Origin of the sequence: Streptomyces pseudovenezuelae, from assembly GCF_029892565.1 — a bacterium.
GTDB lineage: Bacteria > Actinomycetota > Actinomycetes > Streptomycetales > Streptomycetaceae > Streptomyces > Streptomyces pseudovenezuelae_A.
On the sequence record NZ_JARXVH010000010.1, the window covers coordinates 330,833 to 356,226 of the forward strand.

The 25,394-nt window shown below is 71.3% G+C and carries 19 protein-coding genes and 1 pseudogene; 5 read left to right on the plus strand and 15 right to left on the minus strand.

All coding sequences use genetic code 11. From position 1 onward, the window contains the following. Nucleotides 1-136: 136 nt before the first annotated feature. Entirely contained in the window at nt 137-829 is a 693-nt protein-coding gene (locus M2283_RS30810) for a response regulator (RefSeq protein WP_280879708.1), read from the plus strand. Here the strand turns inward: M2283_RS30810 and M2283_RS30815 are convergent, their stop codons facing one another. The 6 genes from M2283_RS30815 to M2283_RS30840 all read right to left on the minus strand — a co-directional run bounded on the left by M2283_RS30815 (nt 830) and on the right by M2283_RS30840 (nt 8,059). Then, a complete protein-coding gene (locus M2283_RS30815) occupies nt 830-2,422 on the minus strand; it encodes a solute symporter family protein (protein WP_280879709.1) in 1,593 nt (530 codons plus the stop codon). Further along, a complete protein-coding gene (locus M2283_RS30820; RefSeq protein ID WP_280879710.1) occupies nt 2,419-2,985 on the minus strand; it encodes a DUF485 domain-containing protein in 567 nt (188 codons plus the stop codon). The genes M2283_RS30815 and M2283_RS30820 overlap by 4 nt, the downstream gene beginning before the upstream one ends. 150 nt (nt 2,986-3,135) lie before the next feature. Further along, complete coding sequence (locus M2283_RS30825; protein ID WP_280879711.1) at nt 3,136-3,822, minus strand: response regulator transcription factor; 687 nt, start codon at nt 3,820-3,822, stop codon at nt 3,136-3,138. After that, entirely contained in the window at nt 3,819-4,970 is a 1,152-nt protein-coding gene (locus tag M2283_RS30830; protein WP_280879712.1) for a sensor histidine kinase, read from the minus strand. The genes M2283_RS30825 and M2283_RS30830 overlap by 4 nt, the downstream gene beginning before the upstream one ends. After that, a complete protein-coding gene (locus tag M2283_RS30835; RefSeq protein ID WP_280879713.1) occupies nt 4,967-5,491 on the minus strand; it encodes a CcdC protein domain-containing protein in 525 nt (174 codons plus the stop codon). Before M2283_RS30835 ends, M2283_RS30830 begins: the two co-directional genes overlap by 4 nt. Nucleotides 5,492-5,935: 444 nt before the next feature. After that, nucleotides 5,936-8,059 carry a DNA gyrase/topoisomerase IV subunit B gene (locus M2283_RS30840; RefSeq protein ID WP_280879714.1) on the minus strand — a complete coding sequence of 708 codons (2,124 nt, stop codon included), beginning with the start codon at nt 8,057-8,059 and terminating at the stop codon, nt 5,936-5,938. Nucleotides 8,060-8,499: 440 nt separating this feature from the next. Between M2283_RS30840 and M2283_RS30845 the strand changes: the two genes are divergently transcribed. Beyond that, nucleotides 8,500-8,730 carry a DUF7455 domain-containing protein gene (locus M2283_RS30845; RefSeq protein ID WP_280879715.1) on the plus strand — a complete coding sequence of 77 codons (231 nt, stop codon included), beginning with the start codon at nt 8,500-8,502 and terminating at the stop codon, nt 8,728-8,730. A 104-nt stretch (nt 8,731-8,834) separates the two neighbouring features. Here the strand turns inward: M2283_RS30845 and M2283_RS30850 are convergent, their stop codons facing one another. The 7 genes from M2283_RS30850 to M2283_RS30880 form a co-directional block, all read right to left on the minus strand. Continuing rightward, nucleotides 8,835-9,710: a serine protease gene (locus tag M2283_RS30850; protein ID WP_280879716.1), complete on the minus strand. Its 876-nt coding sequence runs from the start codon at nt 9,708-9,710 to the stop codon at nt 8,835-8,837. A 135-nt stretch (nt 9,711-9,845) separates the two neighbouring features. Beyond that, on the minus strand, nt 9,846-11,390 hold the full coding sequence (locus M2283_RS30855) for an RNA polymerase sigma factor (protein WP_280879717.1): 1,545 nt from the start codon (nt 11,388-11,390) through the stop codon (nt 9,846-9,848). A gap of 426 nt (nt 11,391-11,816) precedes the next feature. Next, entirely contained in the window at nt 11,817-12,707 is an 891-nt protein-coding gene (locus M2283_RS30860; RefSeq protein ID WP_280879718.1) for a FadR/GntR family transcriptional regulator, read from the minus strand. Nucleotides 12,708-12,868: 161 nt separating this feature from the next. Beyond that, nucleotides 12,869-14,905, minus strand: coding sequence for an ABC transporter ATP-binding protein (locus M2283_RS30865; RefSeq protein WP_280879719.1), 2,037 nt, complete (start codon nt 14,903-14,905; stop codon nt 12,869-12,871). Nucleotides 14,906-14,997: 92 nt separating this feature from the next. Further along, the gene (locus M2283_RS30870) at nt 14,998-15,756 is read right to left on the minus strand and encodes an NUDIX hydrolase (protein WP_280879720.1); all 759 of its coding nucleotides are present in this window, start codon (nt 15,754-15,756) and stop codon (nt 14,998-15,000) included. Nucleotides 15,757-15,907: 151 nt separating this feature from the next. Then, nucleotides 15,908-17,824, minus strand: a complete 1,917-nt coding sequence (locus M2283_RS30875) for a glycogen debranching N-terminal domain-containing protein (protein ID WP_432423152.1) — start codon at nt 17,822-17,824, stop codon at nt 15,908-15,910. A 719-nt stretch (nt 17,825-18,543) separates the two neighbouring features. Continuing rightward, on the minus strand, nt 18,544-20,040 hold the full coding sequence (locus M2283_RS30880; RefSeq protein WP_280879722.1) for a DUF4192 domain-containing protein: 1,497 nt from the start codon (nt 20,038-20,040) through the stop codon (nt 18,544-18,546). Nucleotides 20,041-20,539: 499 nt separating this feature from the next. Here M2283_RS30880 and M2283_RS30885 point away from each other — a divergent pair, with 499 nt between their 5' ends. The 3 genes and pseudogenes from M2283_RS30885 (at nt 20,540) to M2283_RS30895 (ending at nt 21,913) form a co-directional block, all read left to right on the plus strand. Next, on the plus strand, nt 20,540-20,968 hold the full coding sequence (locus tag M2283_RS30885) for a cold-shock protein (protein WP_280879754.1): 429 nt from the start codon (nt 20,540-20,542) through the stop codon (nt 20,966-20,968). A 178-nt stretch (nt 20,969-21,146) separates the two neighbouring features. Continuing rightward, nucleotides 21,147-21,443: pseudogene (locus tag M2283_RS30890) on the plus strand (3-oxoacyl-[acyl-carrier-protein] synthase III C-terminal domain-containing protein); the annotation flags it as partial. Nucleotides 21,444-21,649: 206 nt separating this feature from the next. Then, complete coding sequence (locus tag M2283_RS30895) at nt 21,650-21,913, plus strand: hypothetical protein (protein WP_280879723.1); 264 nt, start codon at nt 21,650-21,652, stop codon at nt 21,911-21,913. A 129-nt stretch (nt 21,914-22,042) separates the two neighbouring features. Here M2283_RS30895 and M2283_RS30900 read toward each other — a convergent pair whose 3' ends face one another. Together M2283_RS30900 and M2283_RS30905 are read right to left on the minus strand one after the other, a co-directional pair. Beyond that, nucleotides 22,043-24,661, minus strand: coding sequence for an ABC transporter permease (locus M2283_RS30900; protein WP_280879724.1), 2,619 nt, complete (start codon nt 24,659-24,661; stop codon nt 22,043-22,045). Next, a complete protein-coding gene (locus tag M2283_RS30905; protein ID WP_280879725.1) occupies nt 24,658-25,368 on the minus strand; it encodes an ABC transporter ATP-binding protein in 711 nt (236 codons plus the stop codon). The genes M2283_RS30900 and M2283_RS30905 overlap by 4 nt, the downstream gene beginning before the upstream one ends. Nucleotides 25,369-25,394: the final 26 nt, after the last annotated feature.

Sequence of the window (25,394 nt, forward strand, 5' to 3'; positions counted from 1 at the left end):
GACCACAGCATCAGCCTTGTGGGCACATGCCGTTCTTTTGCTTCCTGTGGCCTGTTGTGCTCGTTTTGCTCGCGCTACAACAGCGGAGCCGAAACATGGGCTTAACGCCCGCCTGGCCTTGACAGAAAGAGGCCCGATGATTGACGTCCTGGTCGTGGACGACGACTTCCGCGTTGCCGAGATCAACGCCAAGTACGTGGGAAAGGTTCCCGGTTTCCGGGTCGCCGCCCGCGCACACAGTGCCGCCCAGGCGCTGGCCACCGTGCAGCGGGGGACCATCGACCTGGTCCTTCTCGACCACTACCTCCCCGACCAGACGGGCCTCGAACTCGTCCACCGCATGCGGGAACAGGGCCACGGCACCGACGTCATCATGATCACCGCCGCCGGCGACGTGACGACCGTGCAGGCCGCGATGCGCCTGGGCGCCCTGCACTATCTGGTCAAGCCGTTCACCTTCGCCGCCCTGCGCACCCGCCTGGACTCGTACGCCGCCCTGCGCCGCACCGTCGACCGCGTGGGCGGGCGGGGCGTCGCAGGGCAGGAGCAGGTCGACCGCATCTTCGGCGCCCTGCGCACCGCGCCGGTGCCCTCCTCGCCCGGTCTGCCCAGCGGCCACTCGGAACCGACGACCGACCTGATCTGCCGCGTCCTCCACCACGCCGACCGTCCCCTGTCGGCGCACGAGGTCGCCGCCGAGACCGGCCTGAGCCGCTCCACCGCCCAGCGCTACCTCCGCCACCTCGAACAGGCCGGCCGCCTCCGCCTCACCCTCAAGTACGGCGACACGGGGCGCCCGGAGCATCTGTACGCGTGGGTGGCGCCGTAGCTACACGGCCCCCGCGCCCGTCAGCGAGCGCACCTCGGTCTCCGCGTGCTTGGCCTCGTCCGGGACCTCGGCCGAGGTGACCGTGCCGAGCCAGCCCGCGAGGAAGCCCAGCGGGATCGAGACCAGGCCGGGGTTCTCCAGAGGGAAGTACTGGAAGTCGACGCCGGGGAACAGGGATTCGGGGCTGCCGGACACCACCGGGGACAGCAGCACGAGCAGCAGTGACGGGACGAGACCGCCGTATACGGCCCACACGGCGCCGCGCGTGGTGAAGCCACGCCAGAACAGCGAGTAGAGCAGCACCGGGAGGTTCGCGGAGGCGGCGACGGCGAAGGCGAGGCCCACCAGGAAGGCGACGTTCAGGTCGCGGGCGAGCAGGCCGAGGGCGATCGCCACGACGCCGATGCCGGCCGCGGCGATCCGTGCCACGGCCACCTCGCTGTGCGGCTTGGCGTGCTTGTGCCGCAGGGACGCGTACAGGTCGTGGGCCACGGACGCGGAGGAGGCGAGCGTGATGCCGGCGACCACCGCGAGGATCGTGGCGAAGGCGATGGCGGCCACGATCGCGAAGAGAACCGTTCCGCCAGTGGAGTCGGAGCCGCCGCCCAGGTCGAGGGCGAGCAGCGGAACCGCCGTGTTCCCGGCCGCGTTCGACCCGCGGACCGCCTCCGGTCCCACGATCGCGGCGGCACCGAAGCCGAGGACGATCGTCATCAGGTAGAAGCCGCCGATGAGCCCGATCGCCCAGAGCACCGAACGCCGGGCCGCCTTGGCCGTCGGCACGGTGTAGAAGCGGGACAGGATGTGCGGCAGGCCTGCCGTGCCCAGCACCAGGGCGAGGCCCAGGCTGATGAAGTCGAGGCGGGCGGTCCAGTCCCCGCCGTACTTCAACCCCGGTACCAGGAACGCGTTCCCGTGCCCGCTGCGCTCGGCCGCCGTCAGCAGCAGTTGGTCGAAGTCGCCGTGGAACCGCACCAGGACCAGCACGGTCAGCGCGACCGTACCGCTGAGCAGCAGAACCGCCTTGACGATCTGGATCCAGGTGGTGGCCCGCATCCCTCCCAACGACACATAGATCACCATCAGCGCGCCGACACCGATCACGGTCCAGGCCCGCGCCGCCACGCTCGTCCCACCGAGCAGCAGCGAGACCAGGCTGCCCGCGCCCACCATCTGCGCCACCAGGTAAAGAACGGACACGGTGACCGAGGAAGTTCCCGACGCGATCCGGACCGGCCGCTCGCTCATCCGTGCCGCGATGACGTCCGCGAGCGTGAAACGCCCGCAGTTGCGCACCAGTTCGGCGACGAGGAACAGCACCACCAGCCAGGCAACGAGGAAGCCGACCACGTACAGCAGCCCGTCGTAGCCGAACAGCGCGATGAGCCCCGTGACTCCCAGGAAGGAGGCGGCCGACATGTAGTCGCCCGCGATGGCAAAACCATTTTCCATGGGCGAGAACAGGCGCCCGCCCGCGTAGAACTCCTCAGCCGAACCACGCCGGTTGCGGCTCACCCACGTGGTGATCGCCAGCGTGACGGCGACGAACGCGCTGAACAGGAGCAACGCCAACGTCTGGTGATTGCCCGTCACGACCTACCACCCCGGATGCCGCGGGTCAGTTCCTGGGTGTCCCAGCGCAGTTCGAGCGCGGCACGGTCCCTGCGCAGCCGCGCGTGGCGGGCGTAGGCCCAGGCGAGCAGGAAGGTGGTCAGGAACTGTCCGAGCCCCGCGACCATCGCCACGTTCACCGCTCCCGCCACCGGCCGCGCCATCAGCCCCGGCGCGGTCGTCGCGGTCACCACGTACCCCACGTACCAGGCGAAGAAGGCGGCGAAGCCCGGCACCACGAACCTCCGGTACCGGCTGCGCACCTCCTGGAAGGCCGCGCTGCGCTGCACCTCTAGGTAGACGTCGGCCGCGGCGATCCGCTCCCCCGCGCCCGTCCTGCGCTGCGCCGCGACCGCGGGGACGGGCACCGGCTCCGGCGCACCGACACCGGCCGACTCACCCCAGCCGGAGGCCAGCGCGTCGTACCACGGGTCGTCGTACCTCACCCCTTCGGGCGCTGGTGCCGGGGCACTGCCCTCGTGGTGCCCGGCCGAACTCTCGGGACCACCCCCGCCTCCGCGGGGACGACCGTTGCTTGACTGCATGCCCAAGCATGGACAGAACGGGAAGATCCCCGACTCTTCTTCGCCACCCGCTTCACCCCATCAGGTGACCAGGGCTTGTCTTTCTGATCAGGTCGGCTGCGAGGCCCGGTGCAGCGTGCGTGACACCGAGCTGATCCGAAATGACAGACCCTAACCCGCTGGTGGCCGCACAAGCCCCTTGCCGTACGCGTAACGCACCGCCTGGGCGCGGTCCTTGAGCCCCGTCTTGGCGAAGAGGTTGTTGATGTGGGTCTTCACGGTCGCCGTGGACACATGCAGCCGGCGGGCGATCTCCTGGTTGCTGAGGCCGTCCGCGATCAGCACCAGCACCTCGGTCTCCCGCGCGGTGAGCCCGTCCGGCGGCTCGTCCGTCGGCGCGGTCGGCTGCGGCTCGGGCTCGGAGAGCCGTTCGAGCAGCCGGCGTTGGATGCTCGGCGACAGTCCCGCGTCCCCGGACAGCACGTTGTGCACCGCCCGGACGATCTCGTCGCCTCCGGCGTCCTTGGTGAGATAGCCGCGCGCTCCCGCCCGGAGCGCCGGGAACAGGGACTCGTCGTCCCCGAACGTCGTCAGCACCACGACCTGCGTCCCGGGGTACTCGGCACGGATACGCCGGGTCGCCTCGACCCCGTCGCAGCGCGGCATGCGCAGGTCCATCAGCACCACGTCCGGGGCGAGTTCGCCGACGAGCTTCACCGCCTCGTCCCCGTCCCCCGCGGCGCCGACGACCTCGATCCCCGGCAGCAGGCCCAGCAGCATCACGATGCCCTCACGGACGACGGTCTGGTCGTCCGCCACCACCACCCGCGCGGTCCGCTTCTCCGCCCCTTCCGTCATACGGGCACCTTCAGCGTCACCACGAACCCCTCCTCGTCCGGCTCCGCCCGCAGCGAGCCCCCCAGCAGCTCGGCACGCTCGCGCATGCCCAGGAGACCGTACCCGCCACCCGCGCCCGCGAGTTCGCCCGGCGAACCGCCGAAGTCCTTCACGTCCAGCGTCACTTGGTGCGCCCCGTAGTCGAGCCGGACCCGCACCTTGGCCCCCGGCGCGTGCTTGCGGACGTTCGTCAGCGCCTCCTGCGCGACCCTGCGTACCGCCTGCGAGGCCTCGGCAGGGAGTCGCCTGCGCTCACCCGTAATGGTGACCTCGGCTCCGGCCGTCACCTCGACGAGCTGTCCCAGGAAGTCCTCCAGCGGTGTCATTTCGCCGCGCAGCGCGGAGAGCGCCTGCCTTGTCTCGTCGAGACCGTCACGGGCCATGCCCCGGGCGGCCACCACCCGGTCGAGGATCTGCTCCCGGTCGGCTCCCCGCTCGATCATCAGCCGCGCCGCCTCCAAGTGCACCATCTGCGCCGAGAGGCTGTGCGCCAGTACGTCGTGGATCTCCCGCGCGATCCGGGCCCGCTCCCCCAGCGCCGCCGACTCGGCCTCCGCCGCCCGGGCGGCCCGCTCCTGGGCCAGCAGTCGCTGGGCGTTGCCCCGGGCCTCGGCGTCCAACCGCAAGGTGTAGCCGGCGAGGCCGAGACCGACGCCTGTGACGGCCGTCGTCAGCAGGTTGTCGTTGTTGACGATCCCGTAGAGGACGAGCGCCGACCCGGCTGCGGGCACTCCCGCCATCAGGGGCAGCCGCTCCAGCGCGGTGACCGCGCAGCCGCACCACAGGACAAGGCCGAGCGTCTGGAACCCCGCGGCCTGGCCGACGAAGGCGAGCCCCTCCAGCAGCGCGAGCGACGCCAGCGACGGCCACAACCGGTGCGCGAACGTGGTCCGGTACACGGTCCAGGCCAGCGCCGCCGCGACGATCACGACCCCGACGCCCACGAGCACGTCCCAGCCGTGCACGCGGGTGCTGGTGAACGCTCCCCAGAGCAGAACGCTGAGGACGAGGCCCCGCACGACCCAGGCGAGCACCCGCCGGGGCCGGGAGAGCCCGTTGCGCCCGAGAGCCTCCGGCGAGGGCCAGCTTGTCCAGGCGTTCCGCGTCACACGCGCTCCTTCCGCGCGGGCCGGGCCAGGTGGTCACCGTACGCCGTGGCCACACCTGCGGTCGGGGCGAACGACTGGGCCCGCCAGACCAGAATCCCGGAGCGGACCAGGAGGGTGCCCGCGAGGGCGAGGAGCAGGGCGGAGCTGTCCTGGTGCACGCCGAGGGCGGCGCCGAGCGCGAAGAGTCCCACGCGCAGGGCGATGCCGACGACCCAGACGGTCACGCTCGCCTTGGTGCTCTTGCTCCACACGACACCGTCCGGCTCCGCCCATATGCGGGTGGTCCAGGCCCAGCCGGCTCCCATGGCTAGGCCCACGAGCAGTTCGACGGAGAGCAGGGCGACCGATTCCGTGCGGTGGTGGGCGTCGACTATGCCGGGTTCGCGCAACGCCACGACGGCCAGCACCACGGGCACCAGCCACCAGCGCCTCCCGGTGCCGACCTGCTGCGCGCGGAACTGCCGCACGATCACGAGACAAACGACGGCCGCGATCACCAGCGCGTTGACCAGCCCGGACATCAGAGCCTCCGTGTGCGAGAAGACGATTCCGGCAGCGAGCGCCGCCGACGTCTTCGAAGCTACGGAAATTCACGGGCCGGCAGATCGGAGCGGGGGTGGATCACAGGTGGATCCTCGACACGGGCCGACTCCACCCACGGGTGGAGTACCCCTGCGCCCCGGCACCGCGAGGCCGCGAGGCACGGTTGCAGGTGCGCCCCCGCTGGCACCGCTGCAACCCGGACCAGCTGGCCGGGCGTCGGAGCCCTACGCGGCAGCAGCGCCGCTCGTCAACGATGGCGCCTCGGCCACGCCAGACACCCTGGCCCTGGCCACAGCCGCCGTCGACCCTGGCCAGGGTGAGGTGACACCGAGTCACCCCACCCCGCCGATCCGACCCCGCCCCACTCACTCACTCACCGGCGCGACGCCAACCCGCTCCCCCGCCAAAGCCCAGCGCAGCGACTACGCGTCGATGCGGGAGCGGTCCAACGTCGCCGCCGAGCTGGAGATGAACTCCTTGCGCGGGGCTACGTCATTGCCCATGAGCAGGTCGAAGACCGTCTCGGCGGAGTCCAGGTCGGAGAGGTTGATCCGGCGCAGGGTGCGGTGGCGGGGGTCCATCGTCGTCTCGGCCAGCTGGTCGGCGTCCATCTCACCGAGACCCTTGTAGCGCTGGATGGAGTCCTTGTGCCGGACGCCCTTGCTCTGGAACTCAAGGAGCTTGTCGCGCAGCTCGCGGTCCGAGTAGGTGTAGACGTATTTGTCCTGGCCCTTCTTCGGCTGAACGAGCTCGATGCGGTGCAGCGGCGGCACCGCGGCGAAGACCCGGCCCGCCTCGACCATGGGGCGCATGTAGCGGTGGAAGAGCGTCAGCAGCAGGGTGCGGATGTGGGAGCCGTCCACATCGGCGTCGGTCATCATGATGATCTTGCCGTAGCGGGCCGCGTCGATGTCGAAGGTACGACCCGAGCCGGCTCCTATGACCTGGATGATCGCGCCGCACTCGGCGTTCTTGAGCATGTCGGTCACGGACGACTTCTGGACGTTGAGGATCTTGCCGCGGATCGGCAGCAGCGCCTGGAACTCGGAGTTCCGGGCGAGCTTCGCGGTGCCGAGCGCGGAGTCTCCCTCGACGATGAACAGCTCGCTGCGGTCCACGTCGTCGCTGCGGCAGTCCGCCAGCTTCGCGGGCAGGGACGAGGACTCCAGAGCCGTCTTGCGGCGCTGCGCGTCCTTGTGCTGCCGGGCCGCGATACGCGTGCGTGCCGCGGCGACCGCCTTCTCCATGACGACCCGGGCCTGTGCGGCCGCGTCGCGCTTGGTGGAGGTCAGGAAGTCCCTGAGCTCCTTGGAGACGACGTTGGTCACGATCCGGCGGGCCGCCGAGGTGCCCAGGACCTCCTTGGTCTGGCCCTCGAACTGCGGCTCGGCGAGTCGGACCGTGACGACGGCGGTGAGACCTTCGAGGGCGTCGTCCTTGACGATGTCGTCCTCGGCCACGCGCAGCAGCTTCTTGACGCGCAGCACCTCGTTCATCGTCTTCGTGATCGCCTGCTCGAAGCCCGCGACGTGGGTGCCGCCCTTGGGCGTGGCGATGATGTTGACGAACGACCTGAGCGTGGTGTCGTAGCCGGTCCCCCAGCGCAGCGCGATGTCCACGGCGAGCTCGCGCGTGACCTCGGTGGGCGTCATCTGGCCGTGGTCGTCGAGGACCGGGACGGTCTCCTTGAAGGTGCCCTGGCCGGTGAGGCGCAGGACGTCGTTGACGGGCTTGTCGGTGGCCAGGTACTCGCAGAACTCGCTGATTCCGCCGTCGAAGCGGAAGGACTCCTCGCCCTTGCTGCCACCCTCGCCGAGACCGAGTTCGTCACGGACGACGATGGTCAGGCCGGGCACCAGGAAGGCGGTCTGGCGGGCGCGCTGGTGCAGCGTGTCCAGGGAGACCTTGGCGTCCTTGAGGAAGATCTGCCGGTCGGCCCAGTAGCGCACGCGCGTGCCGGTGCGGTTCTTGGGGACCTTCTTGGTCTTGCGCAGGCCGCTCGCGGCCTCGAACTTGGCATCGGGGCCGTTCCCGGCGAACGCGCCGGGCACACCGCGCCGGAAGCTGATGGCGTGGGTGTGGCCGCTGCGGTCCACCTCCACGTCCAGGCGGGCGGACAGCGCGTTCACCACGGATGCACCGACGCCGTGCAGACCGCCGGAGGCGGCGTAGGAGCCACCGCCGAACTTGCCGCCGGCGTGCAGCTTGGTCATGACGACCTCGATGCCGGACAGACCGGTCTTGGGCTCGACGTCGACCGGGATGCCCCGGCCGTTGTCCCGCACCTCGACGGAGCCGTCGTCGTGGAGGATCACGTCGATGTGGTCGCCGTAGCCCCCGAGGGCCTCGTCCACCGCGTTGTCGATGATCTCCCACAGACAGTGCAGCAGACCGCGGCTGTCGGTGGAGCCGATGTACATGCCCGGGCGCTTGCGCACGGCCTCGAGTCCTTCGAGGACGAGCAGGTGCCGCGCGGTGTAGTTGGAACCGTCCCGGTCTGCTCCTGCCAGCAGCGCTGTGGACGGCACGGACGTCTCGGCGGTCACGCGGTTCGCTCCTCGCTGAATTTCAAGTGGGGCCCTTTGGGGTAAGGGCGCGGCTTCGGTCGCCGCCAAGAGGGTACCCAGGCCTGGTAGAGCCGTTGTAACGCCACCCTCGTCTGAGTTCACACTAGTCCAGAGTCGCATGAGTGTTCGATCCCTCGATGGAGTGAAGTACATATCACGTTCCCTTCGGGGCATGAACCATTTAGGCTCCGGGCACGTCCTCAAGAACAACCGGCAACCCAGCCGGGAGGACAGACATTGACAGACCGTGCGAACCCGTAAGACACACAGACACGCAATACGGCACATTCGCCGCCAACCGGCAGCAGACAGCCGGCCTCGAAAGATTTTTTCGAGGGAAAGCCCCGAGCGGGAACGTTTTGGGGCTGGTTGGATGTTGACCCTGGTACGACAGCTCGTCGAGCTAGAGAAGAGGCGACGTGACTACTGTTCTGACCCCCGCGAGCCCGCTGACGGCCGCTGACCGCTGCGACCGCTGCGGTGCCCAGGCGTACGTGCGCGTGGTCCTGCTCAGCGGCGGTGAACTGCTCTTCTGCGCCCACCACGGACGCAAGTTCGAGCCGGAACTCAAGAAGATCGCCGCTGAGATACAGGACGAGACGGAGCGGCTGACGACCGTGCCGGCAACCTCCAACGAAGAAGAGCGCTGACAACTCGCGTCAACGACGAGCCAGCTCCGGTCCAGGCCGGTCTACGGGCGGCGTGGCCCCTTCCACAGGGGCCGCGCCGCCCGCGCTCGTAGGCGGGAAAGCTCTCAGCCGCCGTCAGCGGCCCGCTCCGGGCCCGCTGGCCCGGCGCCCCCTCCAACCCCTTCCACGGCCCGTACGGCGGCGGATACACGCGTGTAGACGCCAGGACTGCCCGCACGGCCGCAGCCGCTCCCCCAGGACACCAGCCCGATGAGCTTCCCCTGGGCGACGAGCGGCCCTCCGCTGTCCCCCTGACAGGCATCCCGGCCGCCCGCCGTCTCACCGGCGCACAGCATGCTGTCGGCGGCGTAGGCCCCGTCGGCGCTGCCCGGATACGCCCGCTCGCACTGAGCGTCAGGCAGCACGTGCACGCGCGCGGCACGCAGACTGCGCGCGTAGTCGCCACCGCCCGTGAGATCACCCCACCCGTAGACGACGGCGCTCGTCCCCGGCGCGTAGGCAGGATCACCGGCGGCCGCCATCCCGACCACCGAACTCCGGGGAACGGACTCGACGAGGGTGAGTACGGCGAAGTCCCCCGCATTGCTGCCGCTGTCGTAGTCCGGATTCACCCAGGTGTCGCGCACCGCGATCTCGCGGCCCTGGTTCGACAGCAGGTCCGTACGGCCCGTGATGACCTTGAGGTCGCGCACCCTGTTCGGCGGCGCCCCGAGGACGTCGTCACCGAGGCAGTGGGCCGCGGTCAGCACGGTCGTGGGACCGACCGCCACTCCGCCGCAGAACTGCCCCGCACGGGTACCCCCGAACCGGTCACGGCTGGACAGTGCCACCGTCCACGGGCTCTCGGACACGTCGACCGGGAAACCTCCTACGACGATGTCGTCGGCGGCCACCCGGGCCGCCGAAAGCAGTGGTATTGCGGTCGCCGCGGCCACAAGGACCAACGGCCGGGCGAGGGCCCGGACAAAAGGACGGCGCATGCACGTTCCTCACTCTGGGGTGGTCATGAGACACCCAGAGTGATCCAGCTGGCGGCGTGCCGCACCCGCGCGACAGCACGAGAAGGCCCGGCTCCCTCACGGGAAACCGGGCCTTCGGTGTCGTACGACCGCGACCTAGTCGAGGTAGTCGCGCAGCACCTGCGAGCGCGACGGGTGGCGCAGTTTCGACATGGTCTTGGACTCGATCTGGCGGATGCGCTCACGCGTGACGCCGTAGACCTTGCCGATCTCGTCGAGGGTCTTGGGCTGGCCGTCGGTGAGGCCGAAGCGCATGGAGACGACGCCTGCCTCGCGCTCCGAGAGGGTGTCCAGGACGGAGTGCAGCTGCTCCTGCAGGAGCGTGAAGCTGACGGCGTCGGCCGGGACGACGGCCTCGGAGTCCTCGATGAGGTCGCCGAACTCGCTGTCGCCGTCCTCGCCCAGAGGGGTGTGGAGGGAGATGGGCTCACGGCCGTACTTCTGGACCTCGATGACCTTCTCGGGGGTCATGTCGAGTTCCTTGGCCAGCTCCTCCGGGGTGGGCTCGCGGCCCAGGTCCTGGAGCATCTGGCGCTGCACGCGCGCGAGCTTGTTGATGACCTCGACCATGTGCACCGGGATACGGATGGTGCGGGCCTGGTCGGCCATCGCGCGGGTGATCGCCTGACGGATCCACCAGGTGGCGTACGTGGAGAACTTGTAGCCCTTGGTGTAGTCGAACTTCTCGACCGCGCGGATCAGACCGAGGTTGCCCTCCTGGATGAGGTCCAGGAAGAGCATGCCGCGGCCGGTGTAGCGCTTGGCCAGGGAGACCACCAGGCGGAGGTTGGCCTCCAGGAGGTGGTTCTTGGCGCGGCGGCCGTCCTCGGCGATGATCTCCAGCTCGCGCTTGAGCTTGGGGGCGAGCTTGTCGGCGTTGGCCAGCTTGTCCTCGGCGAACAGACCGGCCTCGATGCGCTTGGCGAGCTCGACCTCCTGCTCGGCGTTGAGCAGCGGGACCTTGCCGATCTGCTTGAGGTAGTCCTTGACCGGGTCGGCGGTGGCACCGGCGGCGGCGACCTGCTGCGCCGGCGCGTCGTCCTCGTCCTCGTCGGAGAGCACGAAGCCCGCGCTCTCGGCGCCCTCGGGCTCGTCGCCGGTCTTCGGGGTCTCCTCGGCTGCTTCCTCTTCGGTGACCTCGGCGTCGTCCTTCTTGGCACCGGTCTTCTTCGCCGCCGCGGGTGCTGCCTTCTTGGCGACGGTCTTCTTCGCGGCCGCCGTGGTCTTCTTGGCGGCCGCCTTCTTGGCAGCGGCCTTGGGGGCGGAGTCGTCCTCGACGGACGGGTCCGCGACGGGCGCCGCCGGCGTGGCGGTGGCGGTGGCCTTCTTGGCGGTCGCCGTCTTCGCCGCGACCGTCTTGGTGGCGGTGCGCTTGGCCGGACTCTTCGCTGCGACGCTCTTTCGGGTGCGCTTGGGCTCCGCGGCACTGACCATCAGCGTCACACCCTCTTCCTCGAGGATCTGGTTGAGGCTGCGCAGTACGTTCTTCCACTGAGTGGCCGGAATCTGGTCAGCTTCGAAGGCCCGACGCACATCGTCGCCGGCGATCTGCCCCTCAGCCTTTCCCCGCTCAATGAGAGCCATGACAGAGACGGACTCGGCGATCTCCGGCGGGAGCGTACGGGATGTGCTGGCCGACACGAACAACCTCTCGGAACGTTGGAAAACGGCTTCCGGCCCCGTCCATGAGGACAGGTGCCGACCGCCGGCTTGGGGATTGGGCCGACGGCGCGGGCGGGGGCCGGGGAGATACACAGCGCCTGGAACGGCGTCCGTATTCCCTCCTCGGCAGTCACCTCTTAGGTCATCGTGCTGTTCCCGCGAGCGTTACGCCCAATCTGCGTGGCCCGAGTCACACCCCGTAAGCACTCAAAAACGGTCAGACACGGGCAGAGGAGGTCACGTATGACCCCGACCGGGATGTCCGCGGCTCTCGGGCGGCCTCGTCGCACCGTCGGACCCCGCGGGATCCGGGGATCGCGCGGGGTCCGACGGAAGACGGTTCGACGGCCGAGCGATGCCCAGGAGGGGGAGGCATCCCCCGGCCGCGCCGCCCTCGGATCGCGGTCAGTGCTCGCGCGGCGCGGGCACCACGCGCTCCACCTCGGGGTGGACGGTCAGCAGTTGACGCATGGCCGCCTCGGCGCCTCCGCCGTCGCCCGTGGCGAGCGCGTCGGCGATCCGGCCGTGGTACGACAGCGACGCCTCGGTCGGCCGGTCACAACCCGTGACCGGATTGCCGGAGACCTGCAGGGCGGCCGACACGATCCCGGAGAGGTGCTCCAGCATGCGGTTCCCGGAGACCTGGATGAGCAGGGAGTGGAATTCGGCGTCCGCGCGGGAGAACGTCAGCGCGTCACCCTGTGCCATCGCGTGCCCCATGATCTCGACCATGTCGGTGAGCCGCTGCTGGACGTCCTCGCGCCCGTGCCCGGCGGCGAGGCGGGCGGCCAGCGGCTCGATCGTCCAGCGCAGCTCGCTCAGCTCACGGCGCTGGTCGTCGCGCTGCGGCCCGAAGGCCCGCCACTCGATGATGTCCGGGTCGAGGAGGTTCCAGTCGCTGACGGGACGCACGCGCGTGCCGACGTTCGGCCGGGCACTGACCAGGCCCTTGGCCTCCAGGACGCGGAGCGACTCGCGGACGACGGTACGGGAGACCTCGAAGCGCTGGCCGATCTCCTCGGGCACCAGCGGGCGGTCGGCGCCCAGGTCGCCGGAGACGATCATCTGCCCCAGCTGCTGGACGAGTTGGCCGTGCAGCCCGCGTCCGCGGCTGCCCGCGGCACGCCGGCCCACGCGGCCCAGCTCCTGGTGGTCCGCGCCGTCCCAGACGGAGGTGCCGACACGGTCGGCGACAGGGGCCTCGGCAAAGGGGTAGCGGTCGAGTTCGCCCGGGCCGGCGAGGCCGGAGTCTGCGGAGCGGGCGGCGGTCATCATGGTGTGCGCAAGGGTACTCACGGATCCTTTGTCGGCTCTCTCCCCAACTCCCTTGAGGTCTTTGGTGAAAAGCACACGAAAGGGTGATCGCTCACCCCGTCGCAATTGACGCCTTATCGGAAAGAAATGGGCTTTCCCCGGGGAGTTGTGCGCAAGGTGTGTCGGAAGAGCGCGGGCGGTCGTCATCGGACCCTGCTGCGCAGGGTCGTGAGCAGATACGCGCAGAGCAGCGCGGTCAGCGACAACGTGAGTGCGCCGCCCACGGGTTGACCGACCACGCGCGCCATGGCGGACAGATAGCGCTCTCCACCGAACGGCCACTGCAGCAGGAGCGCCTCGCGCAGCCGCAGTGGAAGTCCGGCCGCCGTCCGCACGGACGGTCCCTCCAAGGCCTTGTGTACGAGCGGAACGACGAGGACCGGCACCGCGACCACCGCCGCGAGTCCCGCAGTCGTGGACCGGAAGACCCCGGCGGCCAGCACTCCGGCCCAGGAACAGCCCACCACCAGCCCGAGCCAACTCGCGCTCAGCGGCAGCCAGTCGGCGGGAACTTGTGCGAGCTCCCGTCCGTAGACGAGATAGAGCACTTCGGCGTCGCAGCCGACCGTGAGGAAGGCCAGCATCAGCGCGGTGGCCGCGGCGACGAGGAGTTTCGCGGCGAGCAGCCCCAGTCGGCGGGGCACGGTGCCGCGGTCCGCCGCCAGGGCGGGGTGGCGGAACTCGTCGCCGAAGGCCAGCGCGCCGAGCAGTCCCGCACCGAGTGCGGCGGGCGGCAGCGGCAGTTCCCTCGGCCACGCGGCCAGCAGGCGCGACTGCGGGGTGTGGCCGATCCGTGCCAGGAGTACGGCGGTGAGAGCGGACACGACGAGCACGGCGGCGCCGGTGAGGAACCCGGTGCCGATTCCGGCGGCGCGACGGATTTCGTAGCGCAGGGGCCGGAGGGGGCTGGGGGCGGGGCGGACCGAGATAGGGGGCGGGAGGGGGGACAGGGCGTCGAGGGTGCGGGCTCGGGTGGGGCGGGGGGTTGGGGTTCGCGCGAGGGTCGCCTTCGGTGTCGGGGGATTCGGGCGCGGGGTGGTGGCGGGTTCGACGGTGCCGGTAGGCGTGGCAGGACCGATAGGGGTGGCAGGACCGGTGGGGCTGGCAGGGCCGATGGGCTCGACGGGCTCGGTGGGCTGAGACTTCGGCTTGGCCCGGGTGGTCTGCGGGCCCCTGGGCTCGTCCGAGCACGAACGCTGCGGTTCAGCCTCGGGTTCGCGCAGTTCGTCAACGTCAGCTGACTCGTCGGCACCGTACGGGACCTCCGCGATCCGCGGCAGCGGCGACGGGCCGGCGTCCGATCCCGGGCCCATGTCTCCGATCTCGTCGGCGAGTTGGTGTACGAGGACGCTGTGACGGAACGCGGTCTCGCCGACGTCGGCGCAGGTGCTGCCGTAGACGGAGAGGCGGTTGCCGCTCTCGCGGACGACCTCTACGGAGCGTTGCGTGGTGCGGGCTTCCTTGGCGAGGAGGGCGGCGAGGCGGGCGGCGTGCGGGGTGCGGACGGCGACTCGGGGGCGCAGTCGGGTGCGGGCGAACTCCGTGGCCTCCTGGTCGGCGACGAGCCTGCCCTGCTCCAGGGTGACGACCCGGTCGGCCGCACGGGCGGCCTCCTTGGGGTCGGTCGTGGTCAGCAGGACCGTTCCGCCCTGTTCCGCGTGCGCGCGCAGCATGCCGTGCAGCCAGTGCGCCTCACGGGTGGAGAGTCCGTCGGCCGGGTCGTCGAGGACAAGGGTGTGCGGGTCGGAGAGCAGGGCGCAGGCCAGGCCGAGGCGGCGGTCCATGCCGCGCGAGAGGGTGCCGAGGCGTTCGTCGCGCAGGCTGACCAGGCCGACGACTTCGAGCACTTCGTCGGCGCGGCGACCTGGCACGCCGGCTGCGGCGCACAGCATGCGGAGGTGGCCGCGGAGCGAGCGGGACGGATGGCCCGGTACGTCGCCCAGAAGCACGCCGACCTCGCGTGACGGGTGGGCGATGCGGTGCAGGGGGCGGCCTCTGAAGTAGGTGAGGCCACGGCCCTGTTGGAGTTCGAGCATGAGTCTGAGCGCCGTCGTCTTGCCCGCCCCCGACGCTCCGAGCAGCGCGGTGACATGGCCCGCGCGTGCCTCGAACGAGACGTCGTCGATGGCGGGCGGAAGGTCCTTGCGGGGGTTGCTGGTCAGTCCGAAGGCCTGGATCACCCGTAGCAAGATAGCGTGCTATATCCGGTTTTCCGGGCATCGCATGGCCCGCCCCACGAACGGGGAGCGGCGCTGTCCCCGGGCTCCCGTCGTCAGACCTCGGGCCGCAGCATCGGGGGGTTGAGCAGTGTGGCGCCGCCGGCTCGGAAGAGCTGGGCGGGGCGGCCGCCCTGGCGGGTGGTGGTACCGCCGGTGGGGACCAGGAAGCCCGGTGTGCCGGTCACCTTGCGGTGGAAGTTGCGGGGGTCGAGTGCCACGCCCCACACCGCCTCGTAGACGCGGCGCAGCTCGCCGACGGTGAACTCGGTGGGGCAGAACGCCGTGGCGAGCGACGAGTACTCGATCTTGGAGCGGGCGCGCTCGACGCCGTCGGCCAGGATCTGGGCGTGGTCGAAGGCGAGCGGTGCCACGGGCTCCTCGTCACGGCCGTAGCCGCTCTGTTGCAGCAGTTCGTCGACCGGCGCCCAGCGTGCGTAGCTCGCGTCGCCGCCGGCCCGGGGTGCGGGCAGGTCTGGGGCGAGGGCGAGGTGGGCGACGCTGACCACGCGCATCCGGGGGTCCCGCTTGGGGTCGCCGTAGGTCGCCAGCTGTTCCAGGTGAGCCCCGTTGTCCGGCGCGGGGACGGTCTGGTCGTGGGCGCGCAGCGCGGTCTCCTCGGCCAGTTCGCGTGCCGCCGCCTGCGCCAGATCCTCGTCGGCCCGGACGAATCCGCCGGGTAGCGCCCAACGCCCCTGGAAGGGTGGTTCGCCCCTCCGTACCGCCAGCGCGCACAGGGCATGGCGGCGCACGGTCAGCACGACCAGGTCCACGGTGACGGCGAAGGGCGGAAAGGCTGACGGGTCGTAGGGCATGCGGCGATCATAGTCGTCTGCCTGACGATAAACACTCCCTTCGTCGGTCGCTTCGGTGGCTGATCCACTTCGGTCCGGTATGGGTCTCGTCGGCCGCTCCTGCCCGTTCCGGTCCGCTCCCGCCCGGCGTGCGCCGGTGCGTCGTTCGAGGTCACACTCCCAATTGCAGGCCGTCGGCCGCCTCCTCGACCATGGCGAGGCCCAGCCTGCTGACCCGGACGGAGAAGGGGGCGCCCGCGACCCGCAGGCCCGTCAGGACGAGCTCGCCGAGGGGTGCGCTGTGCACGGGGCGGAGCGTGATCGTGCCCGCCGGGGCGTCGGGGCGGATGCCCGCGAGCGCGGTGGGGAGCAGCACGCCGGCCGCCGCCGAGGTGGCCGCCGGTCGACAGGCCGCCGGGTGCGGGAGGGGAGCGCTCCCGTCGGTGCGCTGCGCGCCGGCGTACATCTCGGGCAGCCGGTGGCCGAAGGCCTCGGCCGCCGCCAAGGTGCCCCGCAGTAGGGAGGCCGCCTCCTTCTCGTAGCCGGCGGCGGCAAGTCCTGCGACCGCGATCGCCGTCTCGTGGACCCGTACGGCGCCGCTGCGGTGACCGAAGGGGTTGTATCCGGCTTCCTTCGCGCCGAGTCCGCGCAGGCCCCAGCCCGAGTCCATGGCGGGGCCGCCGAGCAGGCGCGCGAGTTGCTCGGTCTGCACCTTGTCGAGCAGGCCCGGGGCCAGTTCGCCCCCGCCCAGCAGGCCGGTGTCCAGGAGGTGGACGACGGTCGCGCCCAGGTAGGGCACCAGGCTTCCGTCGGGCGCGCGGGCGGCCGCCGGCCTGCCTCCGCCCAGGTCGTCGATCCAGAACTCCTCCCGGAACGCCCCGCGCAGCGCCTGTGCCCACCGCCGCAGTTCGGCGCCGCCCGGTCTTCCGAAGCTCTGAAGGAGATCGGCGCCCAGCAGTGCCGCGCGGTGTGCGTGGGCCTGGGTCTCACAGCGGACGGGGCCGCCCGGGTGCGGGTCGTGCAGGTAGGTGCCGTCGCCCACGGTCGTCAGCAGCCAGGTCAGACAGCGCTCCGCCGCCGGCAGCAACTCCTCCGTCTCCTGCTCGGGGAGCCCCCAGCGGCGGGCCTCCGCGAGCAGGGCGGGGAAGAGGAGCGTGGCTTCCGTGCCGGTGCAGCCCGGCGGCAGATGAGGGCCCGCGTCCCGGCGCGGTCCCGGGATCATGCCGGACCGCGGTCCCGCGTCCCGGAGTTGGGTGCGCGCGAGGGTGCGCAGGGTGCCCGAGGCGAGTCGGGTGCCGAGAGGCAGGGTCATTCGGGCGGCGGCGAGCGCCTCGGCCGGGGCGAGACCGCAGCGCCACGGGGCTCCTGCCGCGAGGTGTGTGTCGGTGGGGTGGGCGGAGTCCCGTAACAGCAGGGCCTGGAGATCTTCGATGCTCGTCCGTAGAAGCGGCTCGACTCTGGGGTCGTCGCCCGAGGCGCGGGCGGTGGCGAGCGGGCTCGTCGCGGCGCGGCCCACGGCTCGGACGGGCCCCGCCGCGTCCGAGCGCACCCGTAGCTCCAGGCTCCGGCTGCCGCCCGCGGGCAGTTCGAACTCCCAGCGCAGCAGCCCCGCCGAGGCCAGCATGTCGGCGGGCGGCGGATCCGCTGTGACCGACGAGCGCCCGGTGGCGCCGGTCCAGCGCAGGCCCGAGTCGTGGACGCTGGCGGGCAGTTCGGGTCCTGTGGCGCCGGATGCGATCGCGGCCAGGTCGGCCAGGTCCGTGGCGAGGGCGACCTCGACCGGCACGCGCAAGGGGCGGAGGGACGCGCTGTGCAGCGTGATCCGCTCGGTGCCGTCCGCGTGCCGGATGCGTTCGACGACGACGTCCGGGTCCGGGCCCGCCTGCGGGGACGCGCGCAGCGTGCCCACGAAGCGGGCCTGGTCGGCGGCGGTCATCCGGGCCTGGACCGCGAGTGGTTCGCGTCCGGCGACCCGGACCTGGCAACGGGAGAGGACGCGCCGGCCCGCTCGGTAGAACCCCTCCAGTCCCTGGCCGGTCAACTGTCCTTGGTCTGTGGAGATGGCGAGGGCGGGGAGGGCGACGCAGATCAGGGTGGTGTGGGTGGGGGGTAGGTCGAAGGGTCGGCGGGGAGCCGGGAGACCGGACGGGCCGGATGGCCTGGACAGACCGGATGGGCCGGGCGGTGGCGGACCGCCGCGGGGTGGGTGCCCGGCGCCAACTCCTGCGGACCGAAACGCTGGTGAGTGCCGCCTCTGGTCTGCGGCTCGGGGAGGGAACAGGGGCGGGGGTGTGGACGGAGGTGGCGGCGAGAGAGGGGGCGGGGGTGCGGGCGGGAGTGGGTGTGGGGGCCCGCCCGAGCTCGCGGGCCGCAGTTCGGGTTCGGGTTCGGGTTCGGGACGGTCGGAACGGGCCGCGTGCGTCGGCAAGTCGGCGTCCGTTCCGGAGGGCAGCTCGGATCGGTCGATGCCGGAACGGTCGGCGGCGGAGGATGAGGGCGGAGTCGGCTCATACATGGGCGGCTTCTTCTGCTCTCTGTGCACCTCGGGCGTGTACGGCGCCGTAGGAGATCCGGACGGACGTGGGCGGTACTGCGGCAGGGCCCATCCAGGCGTTCCGCCACTCAGGTGAACGGACCCGGGCTCCTCCTGGTCACGCCCGGAGCGGCCCCAGCCGACCGAATGGCGGCGGTGGCCCGGGACGCCTCCGTCCACTCCCCCTCGCCGATCGCCCATCGCTCCACGATTGTCGTCGGTTCGACAGCACCGCCCTTTGCCCAGAAACCACCCGTTGCCCACCTGGCAGTTGCTCACCCCTTGCCCTCGACGCCGTCGTCCGCCAACGGTGCCCGGGGGCGCGGAACGTTAGCCCCGCTTCCGCGGCCGACCGACCGCGCCGGGCGAGGGCGGGAGCGGGCGCCGGACGTACGGACACGGCGTCGGGAGCGGGAGGAACCTGCCGGTGCGGGAGCGGGTGCGGGTGCCGATGCCGACGCAGGCCCGGATGCTGACGCCGCCCCCGGCCCGGCCGCCGGCGCAGATCCAGTCACCGGCACAGGCCCCGCCGTATCCCCCTCGAACGAAACCTCGGGCTCGCCCCGCTGCCCTCGCGCAACCACCCGCCCCCGCTCATGCCGTTCCGCGCGCAAGCAGCGGCGGATCGACTCCGGGTCCAGACCCTCGTTGCAGGCCTGGTGGAGCAGGCGGGCGAAGAGGTAGTCGGGGTCGGCGCCGAGGGCCATGGCGAGGGCTTCGCGGGCCTCCAGTTCGTCGCCGGTGGACCAGGCGACCCAACCCGCGAGGGTCAGGGGTGCCGCCGCGTGTTCGCGGTACGGGCCGACGCAGCGGCGGGCGAGGGTGCGCCAGAGCCGGAGTGCCTGGGCGGCGTCGTCGCCCTCCATCCATTCGGCCGCGCGGTCGCGAGTGGCGCGGTCCTGCAAGCCGAGGATCAGAGTGGCCGCTTCGTCGTGTCCGACCAGTTCGTCGTCGCGGAGGTCCGAGGTGAACGGGCCGGACATGGACGGGACTTCGGCCAGGCGGCAGATGATTCGGCCGGCCAGTTCCAGGGTCTCCCTGCCCACCTCCGTGCGGCTGACCTCGTCGAGGATCCTGGGGACCACGGCCATGTTGGCGGCGTCCAGGGCGACTTCCTGTTCCAGAGCCGCCGCGGTCTCCCAGGGCAGCAGCCTGGCGCGCAGTTCGCGAAGGGTGCCGCGCACCTGGAGGCCGGCGTAGGTGGCGGCCGCCGCCAGTACGGAGGTGCCGGGCAGGCCCATGGGCAGACCATCGGGCGGGCAACAGGCCTCGTTCGCGCAGCAGTAGGACCAGAAGCGGCCGTCCGAGATGCACAGGGCCTCGATCACCGGCACGTCCAGGTTGCCGCACTCGACGCGCAACTTCTGGGCCAACGGGCGCAGCCGCTCCATGACTTGGCGGCCCGACTCGCCGTCCGCCGGTTCCTGGCAGAGGTACGCGACCATCTGCTCGGGCTTGGCGCCCCTGCGTTCGCTGCCCGTCACCAGGCCGTGGGCCAACTGCCGGGCCACGGACGCCCAGTCGTCCGCGCCGGTCGGAATGCCGAGCCTGGCCCGGCCGCCGAACCTGCCGCGGGCGTCCTTGTCGTGCAGGGCGACCAGCACGATGCTGTCCTCCGGGCGGTACCCGAGGAGATACGGGAGGGCGTCCGCCAGTTCGGCCGGGGTGCGCAGGGTGACCTGGTGGTCGGCGCCGTGATGGTCGTATGCGCTCGGTTCGAGAGGTGGTGTTCCGTTTTCGGGGGATCCAGCGGTTTCGCCGTGATTCGTCATGCGCAGACGATCTCGCGGATCTTGATGTTCCGCTTTGTCCTGTGGATAACTCGGGCCAGGGACACGACAAGGCCAGGCCAACACCGCCCACGGCGCCACCAGTCACAGCGACACCGCCCACCACAAACCCGGTCCGGCCGGAGGGAGCCCACGCCACTTACCGCCCGTGGCGACAGCTCCCTCCGGCGACCGCTAGAGGGTGTCCTCCTACGACACGAACGGCTCGCCCAGTGCCTTGTCGAGCCGCGCTCGTCGTTCACCGATGCCGGCCGGGCCGGGGGTCGACATGGAGAACGTACGTCTGGAGCACTCCACGGGGCAGCCGACCGGTCTGGTGCGCCTCACCGTCGCGCAGGGGACCGCGGTCGGGGGTTGGAGGAGTCAGGAGTCGGTCGGGGCCGGCCGCAGCGTTGACCTGCGCCGCGGGGCTGACATGCTGGACCTGTGTGTCCGGGGATGGGCCCCGGACGGGTGTGGTTTACAAGAGTTGGGGGTCCGCATGGTCGCGGGTCGTGTACTGCGTTTCGACAGTGTGCGTGGTTATGGGTTCATCGCGTCGGAAGCCGGCGGCGAGGACATCTTCCTGCACGTGAACGATCTCCTCATTCCGGAGGAGTACGTGCGCTCCGGTCTCGTCGTGGAATTCGACGTGGAGAGCGGCGAACGAGGGCTGAAGGCGTCGAACATCCGCCTCCCCGACGGCGCCGCGCCGCCGGTGCCGCGACGGGCGCACGAGGCGGCGCCGAGGGCGGCGATGACCGACGAGGGCGGCCACGGGATGTGCGACGTGCTCAGCGCCGAGGAGTATCGGCGTGATGTGACGGAGCTGCTGCTGGCCGCGAGTCCGCTGCTGACCGCGGAACAGATCCTCGGCATCCGTTCCGCGCTGGTGAAGTTCAGCGAGGGCCACGGCTGGGTCGAGGACTGAGCCGCACTTCCAGATCACTTCCAGGTCACTTCCGGATCGCCTCCAGATCGGTAATACGCAGTTGAACCCCGCCCGGCGATTCTGTTCGACGGGCCGGATGCGAGTCATGTCCAACGAGGGGCTCAACGCCCTTCGCCCTGGGCAACGGCCAATCCCGGGCGGGCCGCCGTCATGCTGTGCCGAGCAGGTGGTGGACCGCCTGCTGTCCGCCGAGGGGCTGCGCCGCTCCAACATCGCCCACTGCCTGGTGCATTCGGGCGGCAAGAAGGTCATCTACGCCGTGCGGCTCAACCTCGGGCTCACCCGGCACGACCTGCGCCATACCAGCGGCGTGCGGCGCGACTACGGCAACCTGTCGGGCGGCTCCTTCCTGTTCTCGTTCGAGCGGCTGATGCGTGAACGCGTCGTGCGGGCGGGCGAGTTCGGGGTCCTGATGTCCATGGGACCGGGCTCCAACATCGAGGCATCGCTCGTCAGTGGTGAGGAGAATCCGGTGAACGACCACCTGAGACTGCGCATCGACGGCAGCCGGCCGCTGAGCGCGGAGACCGTCGCCGCGGTGGGCTCCGTGTGCGACGCTGCGGAGGACGGCGGGGCGCGGGCCCGGTCGTCCTCGAATTGACCGGCAGTCCCGCCGGGCCCCGACTGGACAGACGGTGTGACGGTCGGGCTCGTCAGCAAGTGGCGCGCTCTCTGCGCCGGTTCGAACGGCTGCCGGCGGTCACCGCCGCCATAGCCGACGGCGCGTGCTGCCGCGCCGCTTTGGACGCACTCCTGGCCACGGATCTCCGAGTGGCGACCCGCTCCTCCCTCCGCCTGCCCGCCCTGGACGCCACGACCTGGCCCGGCATGGCCCTCCACCGCCTCGCCCAACAGGCCCCCGGCATCGCCTCCATCCGCCGCGCAACCCTGTTCGGCACCCCGGTCGACGCGGTGGAACCCTGACCCTGCACCTGATTGAAGAGGTCGCGGACGACGCCGCGAGCGCGGCCGCATCGGCGGCAAGCCTGGCGGCCGGCGTCAACGGCCCCGAAATGGCCATTCGCCTCCAACTCACCCCGTACGCCGTCCCGCTCACTCCGTCCGCAACGCCCGAGCCGTCCCCGTCCGAGCCGCCCACCCCGCCGGCAGCAGCGCGCCCGCCGCCGCGATGACCACGCCGCCCAGGGCGAGCAGCACCAGGATGCCGGGACCGTAGACGTCGATGTCCGCGGTCGGGATCTCCGTGCCGGTCGAGCGGCCCATCGCCGGCATGACGAGGTGGTGCAGGGCCACACCGAGCGGGACGCCGATGGCGCCGGCCACCAGACCGGTGGCGGCCACCGAGGTGAGCACCATGGTGACGGTCTGGCGCGGGCTCATCCCCAGCGCCTTGAACACCCCGACGTCGTGGACCCGTTCGCTGGTGTCGAGGACCACCGTGTTGAGGACGCAGAGGCAGGCCACGACCACCAGCATCGCCGTGAGCATCGCGATCAGGGACTGCATCACCACGATGACGGTCGAGGTACGGGCGTCGTCGGAGCTCGTGGCGACCCCGCCGATCTTCTTCAACTGGGTGTTGAGCCCGTCGAGATGGTCGCCCTTGTCCTTGCCCGAGGCGAGTTCGACGGTGAAGTGATCCAGCTTCACGTCCGGCACGATCTGCGCCACCGACGCGGCGTCGGCCCGTACCGCCATGCCCTGGTCGCCGAGGTCGAAGATCTCGCCGACCAGCTTGAGGCGCACGCTGTGGCCTTGGTCGGTCAGTGTCACGGTGTCGCCGATCTTGGCCCCCGTGGCCTGCAGGAAGCGGGCCGGCGCCACCGCCTCGCCGGGTGCGGAGAACCAGCGCCCCGACACCATCACCTGACCGGCGCCCTTCGCGTCACCCTCGTAGACCACGAGCGGTGTACCGGCCTTGATGCCGGCGACGCTCACATACGTCTTGCCGGTGCCGAAGTACGACCCCGTGCCGGACTGCGCCTTGATCGCCGCCGCGACCTTGGCCGGGTCGGCCGGCTTCACATCGTCCTGCGGACCCGTCGTCGTCCCCGGCGCGCCGCGGCCGTCCTGGTCGTCGCGGGCGGTGGCGCCGCCGTCCGCGCGGGAGTCCGTCCCGGGCACCGTGCCTTCGTCGCCGCGCGTCGGCGCCTGACGGTCGCCGGCTCCGCCGCGCTCCGGCGCCCCGGGCCGTCCCATGGTGCTGACGGTGACGTCACCGACCGAGTCCGGGTTGCCGTGCGTCTGGATGGCGAACAGCGAACTGCCGAGGCCCACCGCGAAGGTGATCGCGAGCGCGCCGAAGCCGACGGCGGCCGCGGTGGTCGCCGCACGCGCCGGTCGCGCGAACGGTGTCGCGAGGCCGAGGCTGACGGAGCGCGGTACCGGCAGCCGGGCCAGCAGTCCACGGACGTGTCGCCCGCGCTCCTCGCTCGGTGTGCGGCCGACGTTGATGGCCACCGCTGTACGCAGCCGGGCCGCGCGCATGGCCGGGCCCAGTGCGGCGGCCACCACCAGCGCCAGTGCCGCGAGGGGTACCAGGATGTCGATCCACAGTGGGATGGGCAGGGCGCTCGTGCCGTACGCGGTCTCGACCTCGTTCAGCATCGGGATCGCCAGCAGGTTGCCGACGACCACGCCCAGCAGCGCGCCGAGCGAGGCCGGGATCAGGGCCTGTCCGACGTACGCCCGGCCCACCTGCGACGGCGTGAAGCCGATGGCCTTGAGGATGCCGATCCGCCGGGTGGACGCGACGACCGCGCCGCTGACCACGATGGAGATGATGAGCACCGACATCGCAAGGGCGATGAGCGCGAACGCGCTCACGAACGGGACGAACGCCGAGACGTTGTTGTCCGCGATCTGCTTGACGTCGAGCCACGACTGCGCACCGCGCAGGGCGCCGTCGGGCAGCCCCGCGGAGACGGCCTTCTTGCCGGCCACGACCGCCGACTGACTGTCGGCGTCGTCGAAGCGGTACAGCATCTGGTAGCTCGAGTCCGCGCCGGACGCGGCCAGTCGGCTCAGCTGTGCGGGCAGCACCCAGGCATCGGCGCTCTCGCCGACCGACTCGGCGATCCCCGTCACGGTCAACTCCGCTTTACCGTCCGGGCCGGTGGCCTCCACCTTGCTGCCCGCCGCGATGCCCGGGGTGCGCGCGCTGGTCTCCAGCACGATCTCGCCGGACTTCGTGGCCCACTTGCCCTCGACGAGGTTCACCTGGTCCACCGGCTGGTCCGCCTCGGCGCGGCCGACCACCGTCACCGGCGGCGGGTCGATGCCCGGGGGCCCGCCGCTCGCCGATTCCAGCCGCAGCGAGGCCACGGGGAACGGACCGGCCGCCGCGGCCACGCCGTCGGCGTCCGCGGTCGCCGCCAGTTGCGCCGACGACACCTTCGTCGCGTCGAACTCCGCGCTGAGATGCGCTCCGTGCTGTTTGGAGAAGGCCTGCTCGAACGGCCCCTGCGAGGCCACCAGCAGCCCGGCGCCGAGCACCGAGGCCGCCACCGCGAGCAGCGTGGTCAGCACCATCACGACGGTCTGGACCCGGCGCCGGCCCACGCCCGCGCGGACCACGCGGGCAAGCGCACCGCCTCCGCCGCCGCTCGGCCCGGTTCTGCCGTCCTGGACGCCCCCTGGGGGCGGGGACGCGATCGCGCCGGGCTCCGCGAGTCGGGTGCTCGTCGGGCCCTCCGGCCCCAGCGCACTCATCGGGCCACCTTCGGCATGCTGTGCGCGGTGTCCCGGGCGACCTGTCCGTCGACCAGTTCGACGGTCCGGGTCGCGCAGGCCTCCGCCAGCGACAGGTCGTGGGTGACGAGCATCATCGTCTGTCCGTCCGCGTTGAGTTCACGCAGCAGCGCCTGTACGTCCGCCCCCGACGCGGAATCGAGTGCGCCGGTGGGTTCGTCGGCCAGCAGCAGCGCGGGACTGTTCATCAGGGCCCGGGCCACCGCCACCCGCTGGCGTTCGCCGCCGGAGAGCCGGCCGGGGTAGGCGTGCCGGTGCCGGGCGATGCCGAGGTAGCCGAGCAGTTCGTCGGCTCGGGCCGCGGCCCGAGCGCGGGGCATGCCCGCGAGCTGGGCCGGCAGCAGGACGTTGTCGGCGACGGTCAGGTCGTCCAGCAGGTTGAAGAACTGGAAGATCATGCCGATCCAGGCCCTGCGGTACTTGGCGGAGCCGGTCTCGTTCAGCTCGTCCACCCGTACTCCGGCGACGGTCACGCCGCCCTGGGTCGGCCGGTCGAGGCCCGCGACCAGGTTCAGCAGCGTCGACTTGCCGCTGCCGGACGGGCCCAGCACGGCGACCGCCTCGCCGGGCTGCACGTCCAGTGTCAGCCCGGACAGCGCGGGCGGGCCCTCGTCATACGCCTTGCTCACGTCACGCAGTTCGATGAGCGGGTCGATCAGGTCCCTCACGGCGTCTCCAGGTGTGCCAGATCTCG